Annotated in this window: 8 protein-coding genes and 1 tRNA gene; 1 reads left to right on the forward strand and 8 read right to left on the reverse strand. The window is 39.8% G+C overall.

The window, feature by feature from the left end:
• Positions 1-8 precede the first annotated feature (8 nt).
• The 6 genes from QWY93_RS04140 to QWY93_RS04165 all read right to left on the reverse strand — a co-directional run bounded on the left by QWY93_RS04140 (position 9) and on the right by QWY93_RS04165 (position 10912).
• A complete protein-coding gene (locus tag QWY93_RS04140; protein WP_290246918.1) occupies positions 9-1601 on the reverse strand; it encodes an alpha-N-arabinofuranosidase in 1593 nt (530 codons plus the stop codon).
• A 36-nt stretch (positions 1602-1637) separates the two neighbouring features.
• Complete coding sequence (locus tag QWY93_RS04145) at positions 1638-2618, reverse strand: arabinan endo-1,5-alpha-L-arabinosidase (protein ID WP_290246919.1); 981 nt, start codon at positions 2616-2618, stop codon at positions 1638-1640.
• 82 nt (positions 2619-2700) lie between these two features.
• A complete protein-coding gene (locus QWY93_RS04150; RefSeq protein ID WP_290246920.1) occupies positions 2701-3378 on the reverse strand; it encodes a DUF3823 domain-containing protein in 678 nt (225 codons plus the stop codon).
• A gap of 12 nt (positions 3379-3390) precedes the next feature.
• Complete coding sequence (locus QWY93_RS04155; protein WP_290246921.1) at positions 3391-5241, reverse strand: RagB/SusD family nutrient uptake outer membrane protein; 1851 nt, start codon at positions 5239-5241, stop codon at positions 3391-3393.
• 13 nt (positions 5242-5254) lie between these two features.
• Positions 5255-8458 carry a SusC/RagA family TonB-linked outer membrane protein gene (locus QWY93_RS04160; RefSeq protein ID WP_290246922.1) on the reverse strand — a complete coding sequence of 1068 codons (3204 nt, stop codon included), beginning with the start codon at positions 8456-8458 and terminating at the stop codon, positions 5255-5257.
• A gap of 498 nt (positions 8459-8956) precedes the next feature.
• The gene (locus QWY93_RS04165) at positions 8957-10912 is read right to left on the reverse strand and encodes a M1 family metallopeptidase (protein WP_290246923.1); all 1956 of its coding nucleotides are present in this window, start codon (positions 10910-10912) and stop codon (positions 8957-8959) included.
• Positions 10913-11338: 426 nt separating this feature from the next.
• Between QWY93_RS04165 and QWY93_RS04170 the strand changes: the two genes are divergently transcribed.
• A complete protein-coding gene (locus QWY93_RS04170; protein WP_290246924.1) occupies positions 11339-11803 on the forward strand; it encodes a COG2426 family protein in 465 nt (154 codons plus the stop codon).
• A gap of 326 nt (positions 11804-12129) precedes the next feature.
• On the opposite strand, the gene QWY93_RS04175 is transcribed toward QWY93_RS04170, so the two are convergent.
• Both QWY93_RS04175 and QWY93_RS04180 read right to left on the reverse strand, forming a co-directional pair.
• On the reverse strand, positions 12130-12252 hold the full coding sequence (locus QWY93_RS04175) for a GIY-YIG nuclease family protein (protein ID WP_290248821.1): 123 nt from the start codon (positions 12250-12252) through the stop codon (positions 12130-12132).
• A 51-nt stretch (positions 12253-12303) separates the two neighbouring features.
• Positions 12304-12377: transfer RNA gene (locus QWY93_RS04180), tRNA-Asn, on the reverse strand.
• Positions 12378-12446: the final 69 nt, after the last annotated feature.

The raw sequence follows: 12446 nt of genomic DNA on the forward strand, positions 1-12446 counted from the left end.
TTTAAGCTTTAGCGTTTAATTTTAGCTTTGATCATGGTAAATGAATGAGCCGGGAAATTATAAGTAACAGATTCACCCTTTCCTTTCAATTCTTTCGAAACCGTTTCAACCTCTGTTTTCCCAAAATCATTTCCTGCCTTAAGGTCAGGCCCATTAATTTCAAATACTTCAAAATCACCGGTAAACTCCCCTTCTTGGGCAATAATATCGGTAGTAATGGCCTTATCCTTATGACGGTTTACCACATTGATAATCAACTCATCATCCTGTTGGGTTACAGACACATCCAAGTAAGGAACTGATTTTAGTTCAGCTCTTTGCTCTCCCAAACCAAGGGCAAAATCTCCGGTATCATATTTATCAGAATCCACATAAACATCTAAAGAAGTTCCATGTGCATGCTCGGCAAATAAGGACAAAGGATAATAAATGGTCTGAAGGAACATATCGTCTTCACTGGTAAAAATTGGGGCAATCACATTAACCAGCTGCGCCATGTTAGCTATTTTCACCACATCTGCGTTACGGATAAAGGCGTTTAAAAAACCGGAAATTACCAAAGCATCTTCCAGGTTATATCTTTCTTCAAGGGCCCTTTCCCCGGTCATAGTTTCTTCACTCCTCCATCTGTACCAGATATTGTATTCATCCCAGGCAATATAAATCGGATCCCGGTCTCCTCTATCAGCTCTGCTCATGGCCTCATCGATCAACCCTTCAACCAATTGGGTCCTTTTTTCCAGCACTAAAGGGGAAGCAACAAAAGAATAATAGTCATCATCCACATTCCCTACATACATATGCAAGGCTATGTAATCGACTACATCTTTAAGTTCATCCAGAACCACTCTATTCCACTGCATTGGATCGGCTCCTGGACGAAAGTTGGAAGCCCCGGCGGCAATCAATTTGATGGAAGGGTCAGTCAGTTTCATTAACTTCCCAGCCTCCCTGGCCTTTTTGCTGTAATCTTCAGCATTGAGATGGCCCATTTGCCAATACCCGTCCATTTCATTTCCAAGACTCCAGTATTTAATACCATAGGGTTCTGGATACCCATGTTTTTTTCGGAGTTCTGCATAATACGGTCCCTCTTTAACATTGGTATATTCCACCCAACGCTGTGCTTCTTCTATGGTACCAGTCCCCATATTTACCGCAAAGTAGGGTTCTGTATCAATTTCTTTGGCATATTCCATAAATTCATTGGTGCCAAAATGGTTGCTCTCCAACCGCCCCCAGGCAAGCTCCATTCGCGTTGGACGGTCTTCTTTAGGACCTACTCCATCCAACCAATGGTAGTTAGAAACAAAATTACCCCCTGGATAGCGAGTCAGGGATACATTTAAGCCTTTCACGGCTTCCAAAACATCTTTTCGGAAGCCGCGATCATCAGAAAGCGGATTACCGGGATCATAAATTCCTCCATAAACACAGCGGCCCAAATGTTCAACAAAGTTTCCGTAGATTTTTTCGTCCACTTCGCCAATTTTCCGATCCAGGTCAATTTTAATCCTTGCATTTTGAGCATTTACGGGAAAATTCCCGATTAACAAAATGACTAAACAACCTATAAAAAAAGAATAATGATTTAATTTCATAAGGTTTTTAATTGAGGTTTATTTAAATATTATTCTTCAATAACTTATTTCAGGCCAGCCCTCTTTATCCCAGCTAATTTCCCGAACAAATAATCTAGGCCTTCCATTTTGGTGTGCATCATAGCCATGGAAAATCAAATAATCTTTTCCCTCAAAAGAATAAGCTGAATTATGGCCTACACCATACCAATCTTGATTGCCCTGAAGTACCAAAGTACCACCTCCTTGGTCCATCCTTTGGCCTTCTTTATCATAATAAGGACCTTTAATTAATTTGGATCGGCCAACCATCATTTTATAGGTACTGTTTTCCCCTCGGCAACAAAGATCAAAGGATACAAACAGGTAATAAAAGCCGTCCTTTTTGAAAATAAAAGGGGCTTCAATGGCAGCATCCCCCGGATCCCTTTCATCCAGCTCAAAAGACCTTTCTCTCCTGGCAATGGTAAACCAATCTTCAGGGCCATTTTGTACAGACAACATATCCTCAGTCAGTTTTACCAGCTTCAATCCGCCCCAAAAAGAGCCAAATGTCATCCATTTCCCCCCACTTTCATCTGCAATGATATTAGGATCAATTGCATTCCACATATCCCTTCCGGGGACACTTTCTATCACTTTGCCATGATCCACCCAATTAAAGTCTGGTGAATTAGGATCCAAGGTCTTGTTGGTTGCTACTCCAATGGCAGAAGTGTTTTTGGCAAAACTTGAAATAGAGTAATACAGGTAATAACTTCCATTGTGATAGGAAATATCAGGTGCCCAAATATGGTTTTTAAAATCCGGGACCACATCCCTTGCCCAACCAGGCGCTTCCTTAAAAACTGCCGGTTGTCTTTCCCAATTTTCCATATCTTGGGAAGACCAAACAGCAATTCCCCTTCCTGTGCAAAACAAATAATAGGTATTGCCTTCTTTAGTCATTACAGGGTCATGTACCGAAATTGTTTGGCTTTGAGCTCCAGAAATTGAAAAAGCCAAAACAAACCAAAATCCTAGCAAGTATTTTTTCATAGGGTCGTGCTTAAAAAAGAAATTCAACCACCTTTGCAGATCGCTGAATTTCCTTGTTTAATAGGTTTTGATAAGTAATTAATTAAAGATCAACATTTTCCACCTGGGAATACAGCAATTCCTGAACCCCCAAGGTCTTTACACCAACACGGACAAAAACATCACTTCTTCCTGCCAAACCTGCTGGTATTTCCACATCAACACTCATAGGAGTTCCTAGTGTAATATCACCAGCAGGAATGATTACTGCTCCTTCATTTCTTACTGCATCAGTAATCAATGTTCTTCCCATGTAAATACCAGCCAATTCCAAATCACTGGAAGTATTTACCCCATTCACAGTAAAGTTTACTGTCATGGTACTTCCACTCACAGAATAACTTGGCTCGGAAATCGTGTAATAGGGATCTACCTCTACGTCCAACATTTGGGTTCCACTAACTTGTACATCGATGGAATCCGTTCTATCCATCCAAGGGCCATTTCCACGGATAAATGTCAATTTATAGTCACCGTTAAATAGTTTGGCCGAAAATGTACCATCTTGAGCAACGTAAACTGGAATCTTTTGGAAGAGCTCATAACCATGTTGCCAAAGCTCAAGCTCCACACCCTGACTTCGCAGCCCTATGGGCTCTCCTTCATATACAATTCTTCCTGTTAAGGTTGATTTGGGTTCTTCGAAATTATCATACTCGCAACTGGCTGCAGCAAGCCCCAAGACCAATAGAAGGCATGATTTTATTATATTCAGCTTCATAATTTCAATATTTTAATGGAATGGGTTTCTAACTAGTTTCGGATTAGCATCGATCAGGTTCTGGCCAATTAGAGAGTAGTAATTCCCTAATTGGAAAAATCTAGGAGCCCTAAACCTCGGCGCCACCATCTTTACAAAAACATACTGATCATCTCTTGGATCTCCTGGTCTGACTACCCTATAAGGGTAAAGGGCAAACATTACACTGCTGTCGTCCTGTTCACTTCCTGTCCATTCCTGATGGGCAATTCTCCATCTTTTATAATCCCAAACCACATGGTCTTCAAAAGCTAACTCCACCCTTCTTTCATTTCTGATTCGATCCAAGGTAAGGGAAGTTAAGCTGTTTTCACCAAAACCTGCTCTCTCCCTTAAGGAATTGATATATTCTAAAGCTTCAGCTGTTTCACCCAATTCAAAAGCAGCTTCCGCAGCATTTAGGTATATTTCTCCTAATCTAAACCTTACCCACCAAACTTCACTGCCAATTCCACGGGTACTGGAACCTGCACTGTTGTCCACATATTTTCTCAAGTAAAATCCGGTATTGGAAACTTCTTGAATTGATCTATGGGGGCCAGCTGCAGCAGTCAGGATTCCTCCATCCTCATATTCCGTATTAAGGCCATTGGATTCTACCACGTCATAGCTACTTCCATTCCAAACCATCACACCAGCTTGCATAAACACTTCCTGTCCTCTGAAGTTGGAACCAGGGGTTACCACTGTTCCAAATAGCCTTGCATCTTTATTTTCAAAGATGTCTTCTACATTATCATAATAGATAAAGTCAGACCCGTCTGCAGTTCTAGTCACCAGTTCACCTGAGGAACCATCCAAATATTCAAAATCTTCAACCAGGTTCAACACTGGAGTAATGGCAGATGAACCCAGGTTATCTTCCCTTACTGATCTGGCAATATTGTCATAGGTAAATCCATGACGTTTATCCGCTTCAGTGGAGAAATCCTTAGCCCAGATCACTTCGGGGTTATTGGATTTATTAATAAATAACTCATAGAAGTTAGCTCCCAGATCAGGGTTGTTATTATAAAGATCATAACCACCTTCCTGGATGATGGAACGGGATGCTTCCAGTGAGGCATTGAAATATTCATCAGCCCGACCAGCAGGAATCCCAACTTCTCCACCTGGTAAGGTGATAGGGGATGGCATGGCAGAATTATATTTAGCCAAGGAGGCTGCATATAACATTGCACGGCTTTTTAATGCCAATGCGGTAAACCTATTGGCACGAGTTTGACTACCGGCATTTCCAAGGGTTGGAATTATTGCATCAACTTCATCTGCAATAAAATCATAGACTTCAGCTTCCGTATTTCTAGGGAACTGAAGATCAGAAGGATCTCCATCAAAATCATAGATCAATTGCTCAGTGATGATTGGCACCCCCCCCATTCTTTTCACATGCTCAAAGTACACATATGCCCTAATAAATCTCAACTCACTAATGAACTGGGTCTTTTGGGCCTCTGGCAGGTTGGAAAGATTATTCAACTTGTCAATTGACAAATTGATATCCCGGATCAACCCGTAATCCCAAAGTCCCCAACGGCCAAAACTATAAGTCACCAGGTTATTTAAGAAATCGTTTCCAGAATATCCAGACCAGATGGCTTCATCATAAGCCGCAAAATCCGGCCATCCACCTGTAAGTGTGGTATGGGAAGGTAGCCTGTCATAAAAATTCGACAAAACTCCTGTTACCAGGCCGACATCATTCCAAACTTGATCATCCAAAAGGATATTAGGCGGCTCACGATCTAACCAATCGTCTTGGCATGATGAGATAACAAAACCGACTAGCAGTACCGCCAATATATTTATTTTCAATAGTTTCATTATTTCGGGGTTTTTATAGGGTTAGGCTAAATCCAAAATTAAACAGACGTTGCTGAGGATAAACCAGACCATTGGCTGAACCAATTTCCGGATCAACACCAAACTCTTTGGTATTGTCAATGGAGAAAAGATTAGTTCCATTAGCATATACCCTCAATGCATTGATTCCATACTTGTCAAGGAAAGAAGAAGGTACACGGTAACCAATTTCTAGATTCCTCAATCTCAGGTATTTAACATTAGTCAACCAGAAATCATTATGTCTATAAAGGTGATCGGCTCCAAATCTTCGAATGGCGGGATAGGTACCAGCTACCCATTCACTATCTGGGTTATAAAGGTCTTCCCTGTGCCATCTGTCAGCAAACATAAATTCCGGGGAATTACCATTATTTTGGAATGGATATCTCAGCTCCCAGTTACGGGTAAAAGTCTGCATGGAGGCACCTGCAAAGCTGAAATACAATTCAAAACCCTTGTATTTAGCGGAACCGTTCAATCCAAAGCTGACATACGGGTTAGCTCCTTCAGCATAACCAATTGGACGTTCATCCAGCCCATTGATTAATCCATCACCATTAACGTCTTCATAGATAAAATCTCCAGGAAGGACATTTCGATTGCCTAATCCATCAATATTTACTGGGTAATTTTCAATTTGCTCTTCACTTTCAAATCTTCCGATGATATTATAACCCCAGTTGATATTGGCCCATCGGCCTTCCTGATCAAAACGATATTTATTCCAACTATTTCCGAATCTTGGCTTATAGCGATCAATGATTTTCAACCTTGAAATAGTACCATTGGCACTTACAGAAAAGTCTATGCCACCAACTTTATCAGAGTAGGTCACAATACCTTCAACACCCCTATGAGCATCAGATTCAAGGTTTTCTGAAGGAAGGGAATAGCCTACCTCGGCAGGTAAAAGCACATCATATCTACCAGCAGGAAGCCCTGTTCGTTTTCTTTCAAAAACATCTCCTTGAACAAACAATTTATGGTCAAACAGGTAAGCGTCTAAACCAATATTAAAGTTGGTATTGGTGATCCAAGACAAATTGGTAACTGGTAGTCCTCTAGGATCTACCCCTGCTACAAAGTCTCCATTTAATACAGAACTACCTCCAGCACCCGGGATAAAATTATACCCGGCATAATAGCTGAATGGAGCAACAATAAATTCATTATTGCCGATAAACCTGTCGTTCCCGGTTTGCCCATAAGAAATCCTGAATTTCAAATCGGAAAGGACATTGCCCTTGATATTATCCATAAAAGGCTCATCGGTCACCTTCCATCCCAAAGAAACCCCTGGAAAGAAACCAAACCGTTCGTCCGGTGGGAAAAGGAAAGAGCCATCATAACGACCCAATAATTCTACCAGGTATTTTTCCTTATAATCATAATTGATCTTGGCAAGATAACCTTCCCTTGCTTCTTCATAAATCTGATCAATTAATAAATCCTGGTCGGCAAAAGACATTAATGGGATATAATTATTAGGGGGGACGGTATGAACTACCATCCGGTGGGACTGTTGGTCCCACCGCTCATAACCAGCAATGGCAGACACATTGTGAGCTCCAAAATTTTTATTATAGTTAATTTGGAATTGCCCAACCCTATCGACAATATTTTGCTTCCTACGCTCTCTCCAAGGGTTTTGGTTCCCCAATTCTGGTCTTGTGATATAGGAATCAGTAGCCTCATCATAGATATAAGCATCATAGGTGTACTCAAAACCATTAAAGTCCAGGGTTGTATAGTTATAGGAATAGGTGCCTTTCATGGTTAAGCCATTATCAAAATCATAACTGGCATAAAAGTTACCTTTGATCGCTCTCCAATATTCATCAATATAACCTGTTATTTCCTTGGTGTAGGTTGCAGGATTCACATTGATATTATGAACATCCCCATTGACATAATTGGGATTATCATTGGCATATGGTCTTTCGGTTGGCCACATGGTAAAGATACTCAAGAAGGGGTTAAAGTAATCATCCAGACCTGGAACCCCCACTTGCTCTCTCTTTTCAACCCTTCCACTTAACTGGGTACCTACAGTCAATCCTTCCGTCAATGTCATATCAATATTGGACTGGAAGTTGGTTCTTTGGAAGTTATAATCCTCAATAAGCGCATCTTGGTTTAAATGGCTTAAGGAGAAATAGTATTTAGTATTTTCCGAACCACCTACAGCACTCCCATTTAAAGAATACTGAGGAACATTGGGCTTCATGATGAAGTCGTAATAATCAAAGCTTCTATACCCCGGCTCAGTTCCTTCCTGCCACTTTTGCAATTCATCCTGACTGATGCTTGGGGTTCCGCCTAGGTTCACCTCTGACTCTGCATTCGCCCTTAAAAATTGATAGGCATTGGCAGGTTGAGGGTAGCGGGTAAAGTTCTGCAAACCATAATAACCAGAAAGGTTAATTTCTGCTTTTTGGTTGGCCTTACCTTTTTTGGTGGTCACCAAAACCACACCGTTGGCAGCCCTCATGCCGTATATAGCAGCAGAAGCATCTTTAAGTACCGTTATACTCTCGATATCTTGTTGTCCAAGATTATTAAACTGGCCCGCATCGGAAGGAATTCCATCAATTACAAATAAGGGTTGCCCCATGTTCCGGATTTGGATGGAGGCACTTGATCCTGGGCGAGCATCACCTTGACGTGCAGTCACACCTTGGATTTTACCTACAAGAGCTTCTGATGTAGTTACCGATGGGGTTTTGATCAAGTCTTCAGATTCTATTTCACCAACAGCACCAGTAATGGTTCCTTTTTTCTGAACACCATAACCAACAACAACAACCTCTCCAAGATCACTCAAGTTTTCCCTCATGGTAATATTGAATGTTGTTTGATTTCCTACCGTTACCTCTTGGTCATCATAACCCAGGTAGGAAAACACCAAAACACTTTCACTGGAAGGCACAGTCAGGGAGAATTTCCCGTCCAAATCTGTAGCCACACCAGTAGTTGTCCCTTTTACCAAAACCGAAACACCTGGAATGGGAAATCCAGAATCATCCACCACAGTTCCAGAAACCTCTATTTCTACACTTGAAACGTGCCCTGCACTTAGATTTGAATTTTCGGATGGTTTTAAATGGGAGGAATTATGAGCAAAACCATGCTGTGACACCAATAAGCACCACATAAAAAACACAGCCATGCCCCTTTGTAAAGTTTTACATCTCATAATAATGGGGTTTATTATCAACAAATACTTCTTAATGAACAACTCACCAACCGGTAGATATCCGGTACCATAAATTACTAATAATCTTAATCTTACAAAACCAGGCGTAGGCCTTATATCCTGCCTTATTCTTTCATTTCCTAGGAATTATTTTATCAAATGACAACCTAATATTAGAGAATAAAATTCAGACCCACAATTTTTAAGTGTCTTTATTACACAAAAAATTTTCAAAATCAACTTTCGGCAGATTCAATAAAGAAACTTTATTTTAAATATACAAACATAAAGACCTATAATCGGATTTTTAATTTAAAATCACACTCATTAAAAAAATTTAATATTGAAAAAAATATTATTGAAAATAAGTGTCAAAAAACATCTTATAACAATGTAATCGATTGCCCTATTTAGCCAAAATGAAAAAAAACCACCCAATCCTCTACTTGTGGGACAGGGTGGTGAAAAATTTTAAAACAAATAGTTTAATACTTTATTTTAATTTTCCGTATAAATAGCGGCTGGCCATTTGTCATTCGAGATATTAATATCCGGCAAAATTTTGTCAGGATCAATTTCAATCCCTACCACCTTCTTATCAGTTTCATACAAATGGTTCCATTCGTCTCCCCGTTGCCAAATTTCAACTGGCAAAGTAATTCTTTCCGAAGAACCATCCTCAAAAGTAATTTCCAGTAATACAGGCATGGGCACTCCTCCCTCATTAGAAAGAGCAATCAAATAATTTCCACCATATGGGTAAACGGCCGCTAAGGAAAGGTCAATATTTTCATTTCCGTAGAACCATCCTTGCCAGAACCAGGAAAGATTTTCACCAGCCACATTTTCTATATGGTTAAAAAAGTCTCTTGGCTGGGGATGTTTGTAAGCCCAGGTTTCGATATAACTCTTAAAGGCATTATCAAATCTTTCCTCACCAAGAACGTACTCCCTAAGCATAATTAGGCCTATTGCGGGCTTCATATAAGCAACCATACCCAAATTCCTGGTATCCACCACGTCCGGATAGGTTTCTATCCCCTCTCTGGATTCATTCGTAAACCATTTCAAATACTTTCTGGTCTGGTGCAAATCAGACCCATATTCCCCCTCATTAAATCTCAAAGAACTATAGTGATTAATAAATGTATTGAATCCTTCGTCCATCCATGGATAACGTCTTTCATTGGACCCAACGATCATCGGGAACCAGTTATGGCCAAATTCATGGTCAGTTACCCCCCACAAGGATTCCCCCTTGCTTTCATAGCTGCAAAAATTCAAACCAGGATATTCCATCCCTCCAATATCTGCTGCTACATTTATAGCGGTTGGGTATGGGTATTCATACCACATTTCAGAATAATGCTCTACTGAGGCTTTGCTATATTCGGTAGAACGGGACCAAGCTTCTTCCCCATCACTCTCTTTAGGATAAACCGATTGGGCCATAATTTGTTTACCACTTGGCAAATCTATTTTTGCAGCATCCCAGATAAATGCTTTAGAAGACGCAAAAGCAACATCCCTTGCATTTTCTATATTAAAATGCCAAGTCAAATTTCCTTCTTGTTTAACCATTTTTGTGGAATCGGTTACTTCCTCAGGTTTTACTATATAAACTGCTGTATCACTTTTTGATGCCTTATCCAACCTGTCTTGCTGAGTTCGGGTAAGGACATCAGATGGATTCTGAAGCTGCCCAGACCCTACCACAATATGGTCATAAGGGGCTGTAATCTTATAATCAAAATTACCGTACTCAAGATAAAACTCCCCAGCTCCCAAATATGGCTCTACATTCCAGCCCTCCACATCATCAAAAACTGCCATTCGTGGATACCATTGGGCAAGGGCATAAATAACTCCATCTTCAACTTCTACCCTTCCCATTCTATCCATTCCTTTTATGGGGATTTTGTATTCAAAACTCATTGAAATAGTTGCTTCCCCTCCATTGGCTGGAATCGGTTCCGCCATAAAGACCTGCATTCTTGTATCAGTAATCAGATATTTATCGGAAACATCTCCTCTTCTACCGACTTTAGCTGATACGTTGGACAAAGAATAACCACCATTTGTATCTCCACTGTAACGGTTTCCCTGAATAGGGGTAGTCAAAGTCCCTCTTGAGTTTTCCGTAAATCTATTTTGCTCCAATTGCAACCAAACGAAATTCAAAGCCTCGGGACTATTATTCGTATATTGGATGGTAACATTCCCTACAATAGTATGATCCTCATCATTTAACGTGGCTTCAATCTGATAATCAGCTTTGTTTTGCCAATATTCCGGCCCGGGCTTACCCGATGCAGAACGAAATGAAGAGCCTTGCCGGTACATAAATTCATCAAAATCGCCCTGGTTATTGTTTTCTACATTTTGCGCATAAGTCAAGCTCCCAAAACAAAGGGCAACCAATAATAACAGTGATTTCTCTAAAGTATATTTCATAAGCTCCATTTTTAAATAATATTCTTGCAATATTACATAAAGATTAATGAAGGGAAAACTGATTTATTTTAACGGTAATGGGCATTTGCGCGTTTTATTTTAAACCTAGATTTATTTTTGTTCACAAGGCAGCCTAAGGCGAAGACACCTTACCTAATTGGTATCAGAAAAACAGTTAAAAATTCATTTACCTGATTTTTCAACAATAAGAGAACAACCTCCCAAATTTGTTTCACTCAATTTCCTGACACCATTGTTTTCAATTGAACTAAATTATTCATAATAAAACATCTGATAATATTTTCTCTCCTTTTTTTAAACTTTAATTTTGCACCCTTTGTTAAAGCTGAGAACAAACCTTCAAAATGCGAAAAAAATTGTTTTGGTATGATTTGTGCCGTGGTAGAATAATAAAAGAATAAAGCCTTGATAAACATCCTGTTTCACACCTTTTTGTTGAGTATTTCCCCATTTGGGGAATCCCGGGTTGGCATACCTTATGGCATCATCAACGGGTTACAACCTGGCACAGCATTCATTGTGGGGTTGTGCTCCAACTTATTGGTATTCCCACTATTACTTTTTCTGATTGATAATTTTGATGCCAGGCTCTGGAAATTCAAACCCTACAAGCATCAATCTATAAAGTTGATGCGAAGAGCAAAAAATGGTGTAGGAAAAAAAATCCAAAAATACGGCTTTTGGGGCCTAATGGTATTCGTCATGATCCCCCTTCCTTTCACTGGGGTTTACATGGGTACCATTGCCGCCTATATCTTTAAATTACCCAGAAAAGAATCTTTTGTAGCCATTAGTATAGGAGCTGTTATTTCTTGCATCATCCTAGCATTAGGTTCCCATTTCGGAAAAATTGGGGCTTCATTAATTTAAGTAAGAGAAAAATATTTGTAAAAAGGATAACACACAAGGTCTTGATTTGTGGTCAGGACTTTTTTTGTAAAAATTTAGTTCCTTTGTCCCAATGGATTCCTCTTGGGCTTCACGAATCTTTTTTCTTGGGACCGGCGTACCAAAGACCCTTCCCGGTGTATCGGGATCAGATGCCCCAACCCTTATTTATTCCATCCATTTTTGATTATAGAATCAATGGTTTTTCTGGATTTTTGGGTTTTAATGAATTTTTCAATTTTTATCGCTTCCGTTCTATTAAGGCATTTGATTTTACACCTTAGTTCCCAGGCTATTCCCCGTTTAGTCTATATTTTATTGCTTTTTGGATTGTTATGGTAATTCAATCTGTTTTCTAAATTTTGAGTTTTCCCAACATAAAATTTATCGATTTTAGAGGAGTAGAGAATGTAAACAAAAAAATTATCCATAATGACTAGTCCTGTAAAAAGAAAAGCCCTGCATTTCTGCAAGGCTTTTTGCTCCTCCTCTTGGGCTCGAACCAAGGACCCTCTGATTAACAGTCAGATGCTCTAACCAACTGAGCTAAGGAGGAATTTTGTTGTCTGCGTTAATCCGTTTGTTTAACGTGATGCAAACATAGCAGGTTGTTTATTTTTTTCCA

The sequence above is a fragment of the Echinicola jeungdonensis genome, from assembly GCF_030409905.1.
Classification (GTDB): domain Bacteria; phylum Bacteroidota; class Bacteroidia; order Cytophagales; family Cyclobacteriaceae; genus Echinicola; species Echinicola jeungdonensis.

Coding starts and splice junctions, on each gene's coding strand:
- QWY93_RS04145 (WP_290246919.1), bottom strand. CDS start 2,618: ATGAAAAAATACTTGCTAGGATTTTGGTTTGTTTTGGCTTTTTCAATT.
- QWY93_RS04155 (WP_290246921.1), bottom strand. CDS start 5,241: ATGAAACTATTGAAAATAAATATATTGGCGGTACTGCTAGTCGGTTTT.
- QWY93_RS04165 (WP_290246923.1), bottom strand. CDS start 10,912: ATGAAATATACTTTAGAGAAATCACTGTTATTATTGGTTGCCCTTTGT.
- QWY93_RS04140 (WP_290246918.1), bottom strand. CDS start 1,601: ATGAAATTAAATCATTATTCTTTTTTTATAGGTTGTTTAGTCATTTTG.
- QWY93_RS04150 (WP_290246920.1), bottom strand. CDS start 3,378: ATGAAGCTGAATATAATAAAATCATGCCTTCTATTGGTCTTGGGGCTT.
- QWY93_RS04175 (WP_290248821.1), bottom strand. CDS start 12,252: ATGGATAATTTTTTTGTTTACATTCTCTACTCCTCTAAAATCGATAAA.
- QWY93_RS04160 (WP_290246922.1), bottom strand. CDS start 8,458: ATGAGATGTAAAACTTTACAAAGGGGCATGGCTGTGTTTTTTATGTGG.